Annotated in this window: 15 protein-coding genes and 2 tRNA genes; 12 read left to right on the top strand and 5 right to left on the bottom strand. The window is 51.3% G+C overall.

All coding sequences use genetic code 11. The annotated features are described in order from the left end of the window. Window positions 1–9 precede the first annotated feature (9 nt). From prfA to kdsA, 5 genes are all read left to right on the top strand, one after another. Window positions 10–1,107 carry a peptide chain release factor 1 gene (gene prfA / locus IEV89_RS06345; RefSeq protein ID WP_188471613.1) on the top strand — a complete coding sequence of 366 codons (1,098 nt, stop codon included), beginning with the start codon at window positions 10–12 and terminating at the stop codon, window positions 1,105–1,107. Then, a complete protein-coding gene (prmC, locus tag IEV89_RS06340; RefSeq protein ID WP_188471611.1) occupies window positions 1,107–1,961 on the top strand; it encodes a peptide chain release factor N(5)-glutamine methyltransferase in 855 nt (284 codons plus the stop codon). Before prfA ends, prmC begins: the two co-directional genes overlap by 1 nt. A gap of 54 nt (window positions 1,962–2,015) precedes the next feature. Further along, entirely contained in the window at window positions 2,016–2,408 is a 393-nt protein-coding gene (locus tag IEV89_RS06335; protein WP_188471609.1) for a SirB2 family protein, read from the top strand. 2 nt (window positions 2,409–2,410) lie between these two features. Beyond that, window positions 2,411–3,220 carry an invasion regulator SirB1 gene (gene sirB1, locus IEV89_RS06330; RefSeq protein WP_188471589.1) on the top strand — a complete coding sequence of 270 codons (810 nt, stop codon included), beginning with the start codon at window positions 2,411–2,413 and terminating at the stop codon, window positions 3,218–3,220. A 105-nt stretch (window positions 3,221–3,325) separates the two neighbouring features. Beyond that, the gene (gene kdsA, locus IEV89_RS06325; RefSeq protein ID WP_188471587.1) at window positions 3,326–4,180 is read left to right on the top strand and encodes a 3-deoxy-8-phosphooctulonate synthase; all 855 of its coding nucleotides are present in this window, start codon (window positions 3,326–3,328) and stop codon (window positions 4,178–4,180) included. Window positions 4,181–4,260: 80 nt separating this feature from the next. Here the strand turns inward: kdsA and dauA are convergent, their stop codons facing one another. The 3 genes from dauA to IEV89_RS06310 all read right to left on the bottom strand — a co-directional run bounded on the left by dauA (window position 4,261) and on the right by IEV89_RS06310 (window position 6,619). Beyond that, window positions 4,261–5,946, bottom strand: coding sequence for a C4-dicarboxylic acid transporter DauA (gene dauA / locus IEV89_RS06320; RefSeq protein ID WP_188471585.1), 1,686 nt, complete (start codon window positions 5,944–5,946; stop codon window positions 4,261–4,263). A 259-nt stretch (window positions 5,947–6,205) separates the two neighbouring features. Continuing rightward, window positions 6,206–6,295: transfer RNA gene (locus tag IEV89_RS06315), tRNA-Ser, on the bottom strand. Between the two features lie 234 nt (window positions 6,296–6,529). Next, window positions 6,530–6,619: transfer RNA gene (locus IEV89_RS06310), tRNA-Ser, on the bottom strand. Between the two features lie 334 nt (window positions 6,620–6,953). On the opposite strand from IEV89_RS06310, the gene ghrA reads away from it, so the two are divergent. The 3 genes from ghrA (at window position 6,954) to IEV89_RS06295 (ending at window position 9,375) form a co-directional block, all read left to right on the top strand. Continuing rightward, the gene (gene ghrA / locus IEV89_RS06305) at window positions 6,954–7,895 is read left to right on the top strand and encodes a glyoxylate/hydroxypyruvate reductase GhrA (protein WP_188472400.1); all 942 of its coding nucleotides are present in this window, start codon (window positions 6,954–6,956) and stop codon (window positions 7,893–7,895) included. Between the two features lie 99 nt (window positions 7,896–7,994). Next, window positions 7,995–8,735 carry a phosphatase gene (locus tag IEV89_RS06300; protein WP_188471583.1) on the top strand — a complete coding sequence of 247 codons (741 nt, stop codon included), beginning with the start codon at window positions 7,995–7,997 and terminating at the stop codon, window positions 8,733–8,735. 55 nt (window positions 8,736–8,790) lie between these two features. After that, entirely contained in the window at window positions 8,791–9,375 is a 585-nt protein-coding gene (locus IEV89_RS06295) for a TorD/DmsD family molecular chaperone (protein WP_188471581.1), read from the top strand. 73 nt (window positions 9,376–9,448) lie between these two features. On the opposite strand, the gene IEV89_RS06290 is transcribed toward IEV89_RS06295, so the two are convergent. Together IEV89_RS06290 and grxB are read right to left on the bottom strand one after the other, a co-directional pair. Further along, complete coding sequence (locus tag IEV89_RS06290; RefSeq protein ID WP_188471579.1) at window positions 9,449–10,012, bottom strand: lipoprotein; 564 nt, start codon at window positions 10,010–10,012, stop codon at window positions 9,449–9,451. Window positions 10,013–10,202: 190 nt separating this feature from the next. After that, window positions 10,203–10,850 (bottom strand): glutaredoxin 2, encoded by a 648-nt coding sequence (gene grxB / locus IEV89_RS06285; protein ID WP_188471577.1) that lies wholly within the window; start codon window positions 10,848–10,850, stop codon window positions 10,203–10,205. A 353-nt stretch (window positions 10,851–11,203) separates the two neighbouring features. Here grxB and rimJ point away from each other — a divergent pair, with 353 nt between their 5' ends. The 4 genes from rimJ (at window position 11,204) to murJ (ending at window position 15,084) form a co-directional block, all read left to right on the top strand. Continuing rightward, the gene (gene rimJ, locus IEV89_RS06280) at window positions 11,204–11,788 is read left to right on the top strand and encodes a ribosomal protein S5-alanine N-acetyltransferase (protein WP_188471575.1); all 585 of its coding nucleotides are present in this window, start codon (window positions 11,204–11,206) and stop codon (window positions 11,786–11,788) included. Between the two features lie 9 nt (window positions 11,789–11,797). Further along, entirely contained in the window at window positions 11,798–12,454 is a 657-nt protein-coding gene (locus IEV89_RS06275; protein WP_188471573.1) for a DUF480 domain-containing protein, read from the top strand. 9 nt (window positions 12,455–12,463) lie between these two features. Further along, entirely contained in the window at window positions 12,464–13,396 is a 933-nt protein-coding gene (locus IEV89_RS06270; protein WP_188471571.1) for a Gfo/Idh/MocA family protein, read from the top strand. A gap of 152 nt (window positions 13,397–13,548) precedes the next feature. Continuing rightward, on the top strand, window positions 13,549–15,084 hold the full coding sequence (murJ, locus tag IEV89_RS06265) for a murein biosynthesis integral membrane protein MurJ (RefSeq protein WP_188471569.1): 1,536 nt from the start codon (window positions 13,549–13,551) through the stop codon (window positions 15,082–15,084). Window positions 15,085–15,121 lie beyond the last annotated feature (37 nt).

Here is a 15,121-nt window from a genome sequence, read left to right as displayed (position 1 = left end):
ACACCACGCATGAAGCCTTCTATTGTTGCCAAACTGGAAGTGTTACAAGAGCGCCATGAAGAAGTCCAGGCGATGCTCGGCGATGCCGCCGTCATTACCGATCAGGATAAATTTCGCAATCTCTCCCGCGAATACGCACAACTGACAGATGTTTCAGAATGCTTTCTGGCCTGGCGTCAGGCACAGGAAGATTTAGCGGCCGCCGAAGAGATGCTTGACGATCCTACGCTGACTGATAAAGAAATGCGTGAAATGGCTCAGGACGAAATCAAAAGCAGTAAAGCCAAATTGGAAGAGCTGGAACAGCAACTTCAATTGCTCCTGTTACCGAAAGATCCTGATGATGAGCGCGGCTGTTTCCTGGAAGTCCGTGCCGGTACGGGGGGTGATGAGGCCGCTATTTTCTCCGGTGACCTATTCCGTATGTACAGCCGTTACGCCGAAGCACGCCGCTGGCGAGTCGAGATTGTCAGCGCTAATGAAGGCGAACATGGCGGTTATAAAGAGGTGATCGCGAAAGTATCGGGCGACGGCGCTTATGGTCAGTTAAAGTTCGAGTCAGGCGGGCACCGTGTTCAGCGTGTACCTGAAACCGAATCTCAGGGCCGTATTCATACTTCAGCTTGCACCGTGGCGGTGATGCCGGAGGTGCCAGAAGCTGAAATGCCGGAGATCAATGCCGGTGATTTGAAAATCGACACCTTCCGTTCATCAGGCGCGGGTGGCCAGCACGTCAACACCACCGACTCCGCGATTCGAATTACCCACTTGCCGACCGGTATTGTGGTGGAGTGTCAGGACGAACGTTCTCAGCACAAAAACAAAGCCAAAGCGATGTCGGTGCTTGGTGCGCGTATTCGTGCTGCGGAGATGGCGAAACGCCATGAGGTCGAGGCATCTACCCGCCGTAACCTGCTGGGGACGGGGGACCGGTCGGATCGTAATCGCACTTATAACTTCCCGCAGGGGCGCGTGACCGACCATCGTATCAACCTGACCATTTACCGTCTGGATGAAGTGATGGAAGGCAAACTGGATATGTTGATCCAGCCGATTGTGCAGGAATATCAGGCCGATCAACTCGCGGCACTGTCCGAGCAGGAGTAATGGATTTCCAGAACTGGCTCACCCATGCCATCCAACGTCTGGCGGCGTGTGAAAGCGGCAAGCGTGATGCGGAAATTTTGTTGGGTTTTGTCACGGGTAAAGCGCGCACCTTTATTATTGCTTTCGGCGAAACCCAACTGACGAACAGCCAGATGGAACAGCTTGAAACTCTGCTGTCGCGGCGTGAGCAGGGCGAGCCTATCGCTTATCTGGTCGGTGAACGCGAATTTTGGTCGCTGTCACTGAGCGTTTCCCCCGCGACGTTAATCCCCCGTCCTGATACTGAATGCCTGGTTGAGCAGGCTTTGTTACGCCTTCCCCTAGCCGAAGCGGTCAATATTTTAGATCTTGGGACAGGCACGGGCGCTATTGCGTTGGCAATGGCCAGCGAGCGTCCAGATTGCCACATCGTTGGTATCGACCTGCAACCCGATGCAGTCAAACTGGCTCAGTATAATGCGCAGAAATTGGGGATCACCAATGCCCGATTCCTGCAGGGCAGCTGGTTTACGCCCGTACCACAACAGCGCTTTGCACTGATCGCCAGTAATCCTCCTTATATTGATGCCGCTGACCCGCATCTCTCTGTCGGTGATGTCCGCTTTGAACCCACCAGTGCATTAGTGGCCGAAAATGCCGGTCTTGCCGATCTGGCGCATATTATTCAGTCGGCAAACGCGTATCTTGAAGACGGGGGTTGGTTGTTGCTCGAACATGGCTGGCAGCAGGCTGTAGCGGCGCAAACATTACTCCGTCAGGCCGGGTATCGTGACGTAAGTACGGTAAAAGACTATGGCGGAAATGATCGGGTTAGTCTGGGGCGATGGCGCGTCGAGTCACACGTTAAAGAATAAAACAGTGACGGGCCAGTGATCAGGCCATTTGCTTTCTTAACAAGGATGCAGGAAATGTCGTCATATTTTTGGGTTAAAAATCTGCATGTGACCACCATTACGCTGAGCATCATCCTGTTCGTGATGCGTTTTTTCTGGAAGTGGGTGGGTTCTGCTATGCTGCAGAAACGCTGGGTAAAAATCATGCCACACGTTGTAGACACATTATTGCTATTAAGCGGTGTGGCACTGATTTTTATTACCCACTTCTATCCGTTCAGTCCACAGGGAACCTGGCTGACCGAAAAGCTTTTCGGCGTTATCATCTATATCCTTCTTGGGTTTGTTGCCCTGAGTAAACGTCCGCGTAGTCAAACGATGCGCTGGCTTGCCTTTATTCTGGCGCTGGGATGCTTATATTTGATCGTGAAGCTCGCCATGACCAAAATACCGCTTCTATTGGGATAATTATGAGTGCCATTGCTGATTTTGAATTTAACACCTCGCCGCTGAGCGCGGGTGTCATCCTGGTGACACAGGCTATTCGCTTTGATTTCAAAGCCGAAGAGGTCAATCGCCAGTTACAGTCACTGGTTGATGAAGCGCGCCGTGTGGTGCCGCAGGATCTCAGCCAAGATCAGCAGCTTGAAGTGTTAATTAAGTTGTTTTACCGCACATGGGGTTTCGGTGGTGCTGGCGGTGTTTATCGCCTGTCTGATGCCATCTGGTTAGATAAAGTGCTGGCGTCGCGGCAGGGAACACCGGTTTCGTTGGGTATCATTTTCCTGCATATCGCCCATCAGTTAGATTTACCCCTGATGCCGGTTATCTTCCCGACTCAACTTATCATGCGCGCCGACTGGCTCGATGAAGAGATGTGGCTGGTGAATCCGATCAACGGCGATACGCTGAGCGAACATATCCTGCATGTGTGGCTGAAGGGGTATCTGGGGGTCAGTGCAGAAATCGAAGATGATGATCTCGAGGAAGCCGAGAATACCGTTATCGTCCGTAAAATGCTTGATACCCTTAAAGCCGCACTGATGGAAGAGAAACAGATTGAACTGGCACTGCGCGCAAGCCAGGCTGTACTGGAGTTTGATCCCGAAGATCCTTACGAAATTCGCGATCGGGGTTTGATTTATGCCTTACTGGACTGCAATCACATCGCGATTTCTGATTTAAATTATTTCGTCGAACAGTGCCCTGAAGATCCGATTTCTGAAGTGATCAAAATGCAGATCCATGCCATTGAACACAAGCAAGTGACACTGCACTGAGTTACAATCTCGACGTGTTTTCGGAAATTGATGACCTAATTATCGTTTTAATACAGCCAATTACCTCTATTATCGTACCTGATTGACTATTAATAAGGCCAAAGCATGAAACAGAAAGTGGTTAGCATTAAGGATATCAACGTCGCCAACGACCTGCCGTTTGTGTTGTTCGGCGGTATGAATGTGCTGGAATCACGCGATATGGCAATGCGTGTCTGCGAGCACTACGTTACCGTCACGCAGAAACTAGGCATTCCTTATGTGTTTAAAGCTTCTTTTGATAAAGCCAACCGCTCGTCCATCCACTCTTACCGCGGGCCAGGTCTTGACGAAGGCATGAAGATTTTCCAGGAGCTGAAAAAAACGTTCGGCGTGAAAATCATCACCGACGTCCATGAGTCTTGGCAGGCCCAGCCCGTTTCTGAAGTCGTTGATGTGATTCAGTTACCTGCGTTCCTGGCACGCCAAACTGATCTGGTTGAAGCGATGGCGAAAACCGGCGCGGTGATCAACGTAAAAAAACCACAGTTCGTCAGCCCTGGTCAGATGGGTAACATCGTCGATAAATTTAAAGAAGGCGGCAACGATCAGATTATTTTGTGCGATCGCGGTAGCAACTTTGGTTATGACAATCTGGTGGTCGACATGCTGGGTATCAACGTGATGATCAACGCAACTGGCGGTCATCCGGTGATCTTCGACGTGACCCATGCACTGCAAACCCGTGACCCATTTGGTGCGGCTTCCGGTGGTCGTCGTGCGCAGGTTGCTGAACTGGCCCGTGCCGGTATGGCGGTGGGGATTGCTGGACTATTTATTGAAGCCCATGAAGATCCAGAACATGCGAAATGCGACGGTCCTTCCGCATTGCCGCTGGCTAAACTGGAACCTTTCCTGGTACAGATGAAAGCTATCGATGATCTGGTAAAAAGTTTCGATGCACTGGATACCAGTAAATAAGCGAAGGTTTTTGGCACTTACAACCGTGCCAAAATAAAAAGGCGACTCGTGAAGGGTCGCCTTTTTGCTTTTAGCGTTGCTTAGCGCGGTTGCGGATCACTCAGTGCTTCGGAAAGCGAACTGTAGAAACTGAGCTGTCCTGAGATAGGTTTTACACCGCCGCGGGCCAGTGTCTTAAGCGGCTGGTAGGGAATATCAGTGATTACCAGCTCCACACCCTTCGGTAATCCTTGAATGTAACTTTGTAGTGCACTCAGACCTCCGGCGTCCAACAGCGCTACACGATCCCAAATCAAAATAATACGTTGTGCGTTGCCACTGCGCGCCGATAACTCAGTAAAAATTCGCTCGGCGGCGGCAAAAAATAGCGGCCCACTGATGCGCAGTACGCACTCGTCGGCTCCGTATTCTCCGGGTACGTCAGTCAGGCGAGTCATTTTAGCGATACTGCGCATAAACAGCAGTGACGCCATCACAATTCCTGCGGTAATGGCTATCACCATGTCGAACAATACAGTGAGGCTCATACAGGTCAGCATCACCAGAATGTCATCCTTAGGCGCACGGCGCAGAAGGTTAATGACTTTGTGCGCTTCACTCATGTTCCACGCGACCATCAGTAGCAGGGCTGCCATCGCGGCCAGCGGCAACCATGAAAGCCAGGGTGCCAGCACCAATAACGCCAGAATGACCAGCAGGGAGTGAATGATGGCGGAGACCGGCGACGTAGCGCCTGCGCGGACATTCGCTGCCGAACGTGCAATGGCTGCCGTGGCGGTGATGCCACCGAAGAATGGGGTGATAATATTCCCCATACCCTGACCGATCAGCTCATTGTTTGAGTGGTGTTTTGTGCCGGTCATACCGTCAAGCACCACCGCACAAAGCAAGGACTCAATGGCGCCGAGTATGGCCATGGAAAACGCGGCGGGCAGCAGTGCCTGAACCAGATTGAGGCTCAACCCGTGGTTGCCAGCTTGTAACCACGGAAGGACAAATTGTGGCAGGATTGCCGGAATACCGAAACCTTGCGAACCGTCCGGCAATAGATAATGAAAGCGTGAGCCGATGGTGGCGACCGGATGACCCATCTGCATGAAAACCGCCATTACCGCACAACCTGCTAATAGCGCCGGTAAATGACCGGGAACGCGTAGGCCAAGTTTAGGCCACAGAACCAATACTCCTAACGTCACAATACCAATCAGTGCATCGCCGATATCTAGCGTAGGCATCGCCTGAACCAATGCCAGTACTTTGCCGACGTAATGTTCTGGCATGGACGTAACGCTCAGTCCGAAGAAATCTTTTATCTGCATTGTGCCGATCGTGATGCCGATCCCGGAGGTGAAACCCAGCGTTACCGGTAACGGAATATATTCAATGAGCTTGCCAAAGCGTGCAAGCCCCATCAGCACTAACATCACCCCAGACATGAATGTTGCCAGCAGCAAGCCTGACAAGCCGTACTGCTGCGATACCGGATAGAGTATAACCACGAAGGCGGCAGTGGGGCCTGAGACGCTGAAGCGTGAGCCGCCGAAAACGGCCACAATGATCCCGGCCACTGCCGAGGTATAAAGACCATATTGTGGAGGAACGCCGCTACCGATAGCGAGTGCCATTGCCAGCGGAATGGCGATGATCCCGACGGTGACACCGGCAGTGGCATCTTTTAGCAGGCGTTGAACGGTATATTTTTCACTGATGCAGGCATCAATGAAGGCGCTGAAGAGACGCAGAGGGCGATTGGTTGAGGTATTCATAGCAGGTGGATCCACCGGACAACTATCATTAAAGAAGGCGGGTCTAGACAGACTCGTCACGGGTTATTGCGCGACAATACGCCTTTTTAGGAAAAATGTTGTAGATATAAATCAACGGGCAACAGAAATGAGCCGAAATAAAAGGTATTTATCTATTCACGGCTGCCGGTCAATTTGTTGAACCCGCGGATATCACCGAGCTACCGCCATATAAAAGCAGAAAGGCCCAGATTTTCATCTGGGCCTTTCTGCTTTTATATGGCGGTGAGAGAGGGGTTCGAACCCTCGATACGCGTTAGCGTATACACACTTTCCAGGCGTGCTCCTTCAGCCACTCAGACACCTCACCGTAGTCGTTACACCGCTGACTGGTGCAACGGGGCGCTACTATAGGGAGAGCAGCCTGATGGGTCAAGAAAAATTTACGGGATCCGATTTGGATGGTTAAGACATCGGCAATCTGCCATCAAAAGCAGGAATTGTGTGGTGTGTTAATGCAATGATGTGGGTTTATCCGCGCTGCCCATCAACCATATAAAAGCCAAAAGGCCTGGATGAAAATCCAGGCCTTTTGGCTTTTATATGGCGGTGAGAGAGGGGTTCGAACCCTCGATACGCGTTAGCGTATACACACTTTCCAGGCGTGCTCCTTCAGCCACTCAGACACCTCACCGTAAGTCACACAACGTCTTAGCACTGCTGACCGGCGCTAATGTAGGGAAAAGCAGCCCCAGCGTCAACACCTCTTTTTCATGATTCGATCCGTTTACTCAAACTTAAAGCAATTTGCTGATTTACAGAGCAAAAAGTGGATTTTGTTTATTCAACCCTCTTCCGGGCTCAATGCCGCAAATACCCGCCGTACGCCAGTCGAAGCCAACCCAGATTACCGCCCGGCGTTCAGTGTACAGGGACGGGGCCTGACGGGACCTGTTCCTTTTTTCATCTTTGGGTTGCATCCTGATGATATTCGGGGAAATCTATCAGGGCTTAGGAGGCCAACCATGATAAACATTATATTTTACCACCCTACATTTGATTCGAAACTGTGGATTGACGGAATAAATAAAAGAGTACCTCAAGCCAACATCCGTGCCTGGCACGATGGAGATACACAACCTGCTGATTATGCCCTGGTCTGGCAACCACCTCGCGAAATGCTGATGTCCCGTACCCGTCTCAAAGGTATTTTTGCCCTTGGCGCTGGCGTCGATGCCATCCTGATGCAGGAGCAGCGTCAGCCGGGTACATTACCCCCTGGAGTGCCGCTACTGCGCCTCGAAGACACGGGCATGTCGTTGCAGATGCAGGAATATGCCTTGGCTACGGTGCTGCGTTATTTCCGCCGCATGGATGAGTATCAGCTACTCCAGCAGCAAAAACAGTGGCGTCCGCTTACGCCGCATCAGCATGATAATTTCACTATTGGCATTATGGGGGCTGGCGTTCTTGGCAGTTGCGTGGCAGAAAAACTGGTCGGTATGCAGTTTCAGGTTCGCAGCTGGAGCCGCAGTGCTAAAGAGATCCCGGGTGTTAAAAGCTACTTTGGTGATGATCAACTGCATGACTTTGCTAACGACTGCAAAATGCTGATTAACTTACTGCCCAACACGCCGCAAACCGCAGGCATCCTGAATAAAAGCCTATTCGAGCACCTGCAGGAGCAGGCCTACCTGATTAACATTGCGCGGGGTATGCATTTGGTTGAGGGCGACTTACTGCGCGCGCTCGACAGCGGGCAGGTCGCCGCGGCGACGTTGGACGTATTTGTTGAAGAACCCCTTCCGGGTATGCACCCTTTTTGGTCACATCCGCGTGTTAGCATGACGCCGCACATCGGTGCTAATACTTTGCCAGAGCAGGCTATGGACAACATCGCCGCCAATATTGTGGCAATCGAAGAGGGGCGCAGACCGGCAGGGTTGGTGGACCTCGACCGTGGCTATTAAGCCTGTTAGCCCGTTGCGTTAGTCAGTACAAGAGTCTGATAAAATTAATACAGCCACAGCGAACATCGCCGCGGTGGCTGACTACTTGAGGGAGCTAACATGCCGTATCCGGTTGATTTACATATGCACACTGTTGCCAGTACACACGCTTACAGCACGCTACATGACTATATAGATGAAGCAAAAGGAAAGGGAATCAGGTTGTTTGCTATCACTGACCATGGGCCTGACATGGCGGATGCTCCACACTACTGGCACTTCATGAATATGCAGGTCTGGCCACGGATGGTTGACGGGGTGGGTATTCTGCGCGGTATTGAGTCGAATATAAAAAATATTACGGGTGATATCGACTGTACGGGTCCGATGCTCAGTGCCATTGACGTCATTATTGCCGGGTTCCACGAGCCGGTGATGCCGCCTTCCGATCAAGAGACCCATACGGCGGCGATGATCGCGGCGATGGCCGGTGGTGAAGTGCATATCATTAGCCATCCGGGAAACCCGCGTTACCCGATTGATATTTCTGCTGTGGCGGTCGCAGCGGCCAAATACAATGTGGCACTCGAACTGAATAACTCGTCATTTACTCACTCCCGCAAAGGCAGTGAATCGAATTGCCGCGCTATCGTAGAGGCTGTAAAAGAGGCTGGCGGCTGGCTGGCCCTTGGATCGGACTCCCATATTGCTTATTCGCTGGGTGGGTTCGAACATTGTGAGCGGATTTTGCGTGATGCAGACTTTCCTGAAGCCCGTATTCTTAACGTCAGCCCTCGACGTTTCCTCGATTTTCTGGAAACCCGAGGCCGAACACCGATTGCTGAATTAAGCGAACTGTGACATTGTCACGGCCGTTTTATCTTTCCCTTTTCCTCAGGCTTAGCAGGTTGCCGATATGAATGAATTTTCCGTTGTTTGCCGGGTACTCGGCACATTGTTTTACCGCCAGCCGCAAGATCCGCTGCTGGAACCGCTTTTCGGCCTGATTCAGCAAGGTAAATTGCTTGAGCATTGGCCGCTGGAGCAAGATGCGCTACTGGTTCGCCTTCAGCAAAGTGCGGATCCGCAGGCATTGGCCGCTGAATTCAACCACCTGTTTGTGGGGGCTGAATGTGCTGTATCGCCGTATCGCAGCGGCTACGTTGAGGGTGCCAGCGAACTGGATGTTCGCACTTTCCTGCAACAGCGCGGTATGCCTTTGGGTGAAGCGCCCGCTGACCATTTTGGCGCTATGCTGCTGGCGGCATCCTGGCTGGAAGATCAGTCAACGGAAGATGAAGTGGCGGCGCAAACGACCTTGTTCGACACGTTTTTATTCCCCTGGTGCGGTAAATTTTTAGGCAAAGTAGAAGCCCATGCGACCAGTGGTTTCTATCGCACGCTGGCTGAAATAAGCCGTGAAGCGCTGCAGGTGATGCGTGATGAGTTGGAAGAAGCCACACCGCAGGAATTGGAAGGCGACGAAGAAGACGAGCAGTAACGCTTCCTCAATATCAAAGTAAAAAGCCCGGCATGAAATTTCATGTCGGGCTTTTTTATACCGTTTAGAGCGCTTAGTCAGTAAACGGGATCACCAATTGACCGGGTTTCACTTCCAGACCTTTAGCCAATTTCTTCGCCATCGCCTCGCCTTTGCTGCGATCGCCATTGAGCACATACGCCGGTGTTTGGTCGAAATAGGATTTCAGCGACTGGTTGAGATACGGCATCAACCCTTTCATCACTGAGTCCATCTTTTCAGGTTTGATGGTGTAATCCACCACTTCCATATCTTTGAGGAAAATCGCCCCTTTCTCTTTATCAAACGAGGGTTGCGCTTTTAACGTCAGTGTCATATCGGCTTTTTGCTGGCCAAATAGTGAGTTGACATCCACGCTGGCATTGCCGGTCAGAGTAACTTTACCCGGTTCAGCACGGCCAATTTGGCTGTTGAGATTGCTCAGAATGATTTTTGCATCAACCAGACCCGGTACGCCCAGTTGTTTCTGAAAATCATTGTGCTTCTGTAAATACTCGTTCACTTGCTGCTCGCTCAGCGTGTATTGCGTGAGCTGGTTACATCCGGCAAGCAGGCCGGCAAACATCAGGGCAGCGGCCCCTAAAAATAACTTTCTCATTGATTCCTCAGCGATATAACGCGTCAATATGCCTGTGCACGACAGACATCAACAATCTTGCCAGCATGGGCTATTAAAAATAGCATGCCTATCAGATAACGCCGATTAGCCTAAGTGCTTGAGGCAAAGATTAAAAGAGGAAAAGATGCGCAAGAGAGGGAGTTGCCGGAGCAGAACTCCGGCTAAAAAATTAACTGGCCATGCTGGTCAGCAGATTCACCTGAGTCTGTTTCGCCATATTATCGCGATACGCTTGTACGCGGGATGGCAACTCAATGCCCTGAACAATGGTCAGCGAACGCAACAGTGGCCACAAGTTGAAGTCATCTTCTGATAACTCACCGTTTACGGCGTTCGGTTCAACAATCAGTTTATCCAGTGCACGCAGATCATTGCTGATTTTTTTGACCAGGCCCTCTGAGTGCAGCAGGTGCTCCTTAAAGTCACCTATTTGAGCCTGTTTTTTATCGCTGAAATATTTGCGGGCTACTGGCGTTGAGAACTCCTCCAGTGGTGCCAGGGCAAAGCGTGGGAGCAGCAATTTCGAGATATATTCCGATACCTGGCGTAGCCATGCAGCAATCGCGGGGTTAGTCCCGCCGGTCAGTAGGGGGGCGCCATTACTTTTATCAATATAATGCACAATATCCATGCTTTCCGGCATAAAGCTGCCATCTTTTTTCTGCAGGATGGGCACCATTTTTTTACCGACCATCGAAATAGGTGTTTTTTCGTCGTCATTTGACAGGACTTTGATCTCAATGGGGATGTTTTTCAGACCGAAAATCATGCGAGCTTTAACACAGAAGGGACAATGTTCGTAGATGTAGAGTTTCATAATGCAGTGCTCCTTTATCCGTGGCAGGCCTGTCGGGTGGGGGATAAGGCCCGCCTGATTACGACGCATTTTGAAGTATGGTTAAAGAATCCAGGGAGATCAAACCGTCGATGCTATAACGAGAGATATCTGAGAGACAGCTATGGCGGCTAAAGCCCACATAACAACCATGATCACTGGCATCTGCCGCAGAAGTAACCCGCATTTGACGCGCGAGATCAGCAATCCTATTTTTTTATCGTCAAGCCGTGCGGAGACTGGCAGAATTGGTCGGTAACAACAAGTGAACCGACCCGATAGTTTATTTCCTATCAATACTTCTTATTGACCCGTGCGGATTGTGGAGGGAAGGGATGTTTGGCTATAAATCTGCCACACCTAGAGTGCGGCTTACTACTGATCGGATGGTCGTGCGTTTAGTCCATGAGCGGGATGCGCACCGCATGGCGGATTACTATGTTGAAAACCGCGAGTTTCTTAAGCCCTGGGAACCTGTCAGGGATGAAAGTCACTGTTATCCGTCCGGCTGGCTTGCTCGTCTTGGGCTTATCACCGAGATGCAAAAACAGGGCAATGCCTATTACTTTATTCTGCTCGACCCTGATGAGAATTACGTGCAGGGCGTGGCTAACTTCAGCAATGTTTTGCGTGGCTCATTCCACGCCTGTTTCCTCGGTTACTCGTTGGGTGAAAAATGGCAGGGGCAGGGCCTGATGTTAGAGGCACTACAATCGTTGATCCGCTATATGCAACGCCAACAGAAAATGCATCGCATTATGGCTAACTATATGCCACACAATCAGCGCAGCGGGGATCTCCTCACCCGTCTGGGATTTGAGCGAGAAGGTTACGCCAAAGATTACTTATTGATCGACGGTAAGTGGCAAGACCACATTTTGACCGCCCTGACTTATCAGGAATGGACTGCCCCACGTTAAGGAGCCCGGATGAAACATGAATTGAGTGCCAAAGAAGCCCGCGTGGTAGGGTGTTTGCTAGAAAAGCAGCTCACCACGCCAGAACAATACCCAATGACGCTCAACGGTCTGACCACGGCATGCAATCAGAAAACCAATCGTGAGCCTGTGATGGATTTGAGCGAAAGTGAAGTGCAACAGACGCTAGATTTACTGCTGCGCAAACACATTATTCGCACCCAAAGCGGCAGTCGGACGATGAAATATGAGCATCGTTTTTGTAATTCAGAATTCGGTGATCTTAAATTCTCACCGCAGGAAGTGGCCGTTGTCACCACGCTGCTGTTGCGCGGCGCACAAACAACGGGCGAACTGCGTACCCGCACCAGCCGGTTGCATGATTTTGCGGATGTCAGCGAGGTGGAACACACACTCACTACTTTGGCGAGTCGTGAAGACGGGCCTTTCTGCGTACGTCTGGCGCGAGAGCCGGGTAAACGTGAAAGCCGCTTCATGCATCTGTTTAGTGGTGAAGTGAGTGATGTCGCCACAACGGCGGGAGACGAGTTGTTCGAGGCGCGAACGACAAGCCAGGCTGTTATTGAAGAGCGCGTCGCCGTGCTTGAAACTGAAGTGGCCGAACTTAAACAGCGATTGGATTGCCTGCTGCAACAGCTGGCGGACTGAGGGACACCGATGACTAAACTACGCGTTGGCCTCGTGGGATTGGGCGGGATTGCGCAAAAAGCCTATCTGCCGGTGCTCAGCCATGAAGAAGATTGGATGCTGGTGGGCGGGTTTTCTCCCAATCAACAAAAAGCGCAGTCAATTTGTAATCGCTACCGCATGCGCTGTTTTTCGCGCCTGGATGAACTGGCGTCGCAGTGTGACGCGGTGTTTGTGCATAGCAGCACCTCCACGCATTTCGAGGTCGTCAGCCAACTCTTGCAGCAGGGTGTTCATGTTTATGTCGACAAGCCGTTAGCAGCAGAGCTGGATCAGGCAGAACGTCTGATTGAACAGGCGCAAAACGCGGGTAAAGTCCTGATGGTCGGTTTTAACCGGCGTTTCGCCCCGCGCTACGTGCAGTTGAAACAGCAACTTGAACAACAACCGGCCGCCTCGTTGCGCATGGATAAGCACCGGTCTGACAGCGTTGGGCCAAACGATCTGCGCTTTACGCTGCTAGATGATTACCTGCACGTGGTGGACACTGCGCTTTGGCTGGCTGGCGGTCAGGCAAACTTGCTCAGCGGCCAGCTCACCGTTAACGATCAAAATCAGCTGATCTATGCTGAACACCACTTTGATTGCCGCGGCAGTATCGTGACGACCTCAATGCACCGTCAGGCGGGCAGTTCGCGGGAAAGTGTGCAAGCGGTAACCCAGGATGCGGTTTATCAACTCAGTGATATGAAACAGTGGCAGGAGGAGAAAAACGACATTATCAGTCAGTTGCCGCTTGCCAGTTGGCAGACCACGCTGGCTGCGCGCGGATTTGAAGGGGCGATAAATCATTTCATAGATTGTGCCGCCAATCACAAAGCCTCGCAAACCAGTTCTGAGGAGGGGATTTATGCTCAGCGTATTATCGAGAATATTCTGAAAAATAACGAGATAACTGCCTGAGCACGGGCAGGTAATATTATATAACAACTGCCAGTGGCTATTGCATTGGGTATGCGTACACTATGGCGCACGTTAGAGCCCTGCTGGTTCTTGCAGCCACGCTTGCTGTTGCAGGCGTGGTTGTTTAATGACTGGCAACTAAGAAAAATAACATGAATCTACTGAAATCTTTGGCCGCCGTCAGTTCAATGACGATGTTTTCACGTGTATTAGGTTTTGCCCGCGACGCCATTGTGGCACGCGTTTTTGGCGCAGGGATGGTGACTGATGCCTTCTTTGTGGCATTCAAACTGCCCAATTTGCTACGCCGTATTTTTGCCGAAGGGGCTTTTTCTCAGGCCTTTGTGCCGATCCTGGCTGAATACAAATCCCAGCAGGGCGAAGAGGCCACGCGAACATTTATCGCTTACGTCTCAGGTTTGCTCACTCTTGTATTGGCCCTGGTGACGATTCTTGGCATGCTTGCTGCCCCGTGGGTAATTTATATTACTGCGCCGGGGTTTGTGGATTCACCGGATAAATTCGCTCTGACCAGTGCACTGCTGCGGGTCACGTTTCCCTATATATTGCTGATCTCACTTGCGTCTCTGGTGGGGGCAATTCTCAATACCTGGAACCGCTTCTCAATCCCGGCTTTTGCGCCTACGTTTCTTAATGTCAGCATGATTGGCTTCTCACTGTTTGCCGCGCCTTATTTCCATCCGCCAGTGATGGCGCTGGCGTGGGCAGTGGTTGCCGGCGGGGTGTTGCAATTAGGCTACCAACTGCCACATCTAAAGAAAATTGGCATGCTGGTGTTGCCGCGTTTGAATCTGAAAGATGCCGGGGTTTGGCGGGTGATGCGCCAGATGGGGCCGGCAATTCTCGGGGTTTCTGTCAGCCAGATTTCTTTGATCATTAACACCATTTTCGCTTCATTTCTGGTATCAGGCTCTGTGTCATGGATGTATTACGCCGATCGCTTGATGGAATTTCCATCCGGCGTACTTGGTGTTGCTTTAGGGACCATTCTGCTCCCTTCTCTGGCACGCAGTTTCTCCAGTGGAAATCATATGGAATATAACCGCCTGATGGATTGGGGCCTGCGTTTGTGCTTCCTGATGGCGCTGCCGAGCTCTGTCGCGTTAGGCATTCTGGCAAAACCCCTGACCATCGCATTATTCCAGTATGGTAAATTCAGTGCTTTCGACGCCCTGATGACGCAGCGTGCATTGGTGGCTTATTCCGTCGGCCTGATGGGGCTTATTGTCGTGAAAGTGCTGGCACCGGGCTTCTATTCTCGTCAGGACATTAAAACGCCGGTTAAGATTGCCATTATTACACTGGCCTCGACACAGGTTATGAATCTGGCGTTTGTCGGGCCGCTAAAACATGCGGGACTGGCTCTGTCGATAGGTCTGGCTGCCTGTTTAAACGCAGGTCTGCTTTACTGGCAGATGCGAAAACAGGATATCTTCCAGCCGCAGCCGGGCTGGCGCATCTTCCTTATCAAACTGGTCACCGCAGTGGTAGTGATGTCTGCCGCGCTGATGGGCATGATTTACCTGATGCCAGCATGGGATGTGGGGGGAATGGCATATCGTCTGGCACGCCTGTTGGCGGTTGTTGTCGTGGGCGTGGTGACCTATTTTGGCGTGCTGGGCCTGCTCGGTTTTCGTGTCAAAGAGTTTGCCCGCCGCCTGGACTAATCTTCAGAATTCCTGTCACGTAAAAATCAATAAAAAA

This window comes from Hafnia psychrotolerans (assembly GCF_014639435.1).
Taxonomy (GTDB): Bacteria; Pseudomonadota; Gammaproteobacteria; order Enterobacterales; family Enterobacteriaceae; genus Ewingella; species Ewingella psychrotolerans.
This window is presented reverse-complemented; position numbering and strand designations above follow the sequence as displayed.

Excerpts from the sequence above, each read along its gene's own strand:
- prfA (WP_188471613.1), top strand. The coding sequence starts at position 10 with ATGAAGCCTTCTATTGTTGCCAAACTGGAAGTGTTACAAGAGCGCCAT.
- prmC (WP_188471611.1), top strand. The coding sequence starts at position 1,107 with ATGGATTTCCAGAACTGGCTCACCCATGCCATCCAACGTCTGGCGGCG.
- IEV89_RS06335 (WP_188471609.1), top strand. The coding sequence starts at position 2,016 with ATGTCGTCATATTTTTGGGTTAAAAATCTGCATGTGACCACCATTACG.
- sirB1 (WP_188471589.1), top strand. The coding sequence starts at position 2,411 with ATGAGTGCCATTGCTGATTTTGAATTTAACACCTCGCCGCTGAGCGCG.
- kdsA (WP_188471587.1), top strand. The coding sequence starts at position 3,326 with ATGAAACAGAAAGTGGTTAGCATTAAGGATATCAACGTCGCCAACGAC.
- dauA (WP_188471585.1), bottom strand. The coding sequence starts at position 5,946 with ATGAATACCTCAACCAATCGCCCTCTGCGTCTCTTCAGCGCCTTCATT.
- IEV89_RS06300 (WP_188471583.1), top strand. The coding sequence starts at position 7,995 with ATGCCGTATCCGGTTGATTTACATATGCACACTGTTGCCAGTACACAC.
- IEV89_RS06295 (WP_188471581.1), top strand. The coding sequence starts at position 8,791 with ATGAATGAATTTTCCGTTGTTTGCCGGGTACTCGGCACATTGTTTTAC.
- IEV89_RS06290 (WP_188471579.1), bottom strand. The coding sequence starts at position 10,012 with ATGAGAAAGTTATTTTTAGGGGCCGCTGCCCTGATGTTTGCCGGCCTG.
- grxB (WP_188471577.1), bottom strand. The coding sequence starts at position 10,850 with ATGAAACTCTACATCTACGAACATTGTCCCTTCTGTGTTAAAGCTCGC.
- rimJ (WP_188471575.1), top strand. The coding sequence starts at position 11,204 with ATGTTTGGCTATAAATCTGCCACACCTAGAGTGCGGCTTACTACTGAT.
- IEV89_RS06275 (WP_188471573.1), top strand. The coding sequence starts at position 11,798 with ATGAAACATGAATTGAGTGCCAAAGAAGCCCGCGTGGTAGGGTGTTTG.
- IEV89_RS06270 (WP_188471571.1), top strand. The coding sequence starts at position 12,464 with ATGACTAAACTACGCGTTGGCCTCGTGGGATTGGGCGGGATTGCGCAA.
- murJ (WP_188471569.1), top strand. The coding sequence starts at position 13,549 with ATGAATCTACTGAAATCTTTGGCCGCCGTCAGTTCAATGACGATGTTT.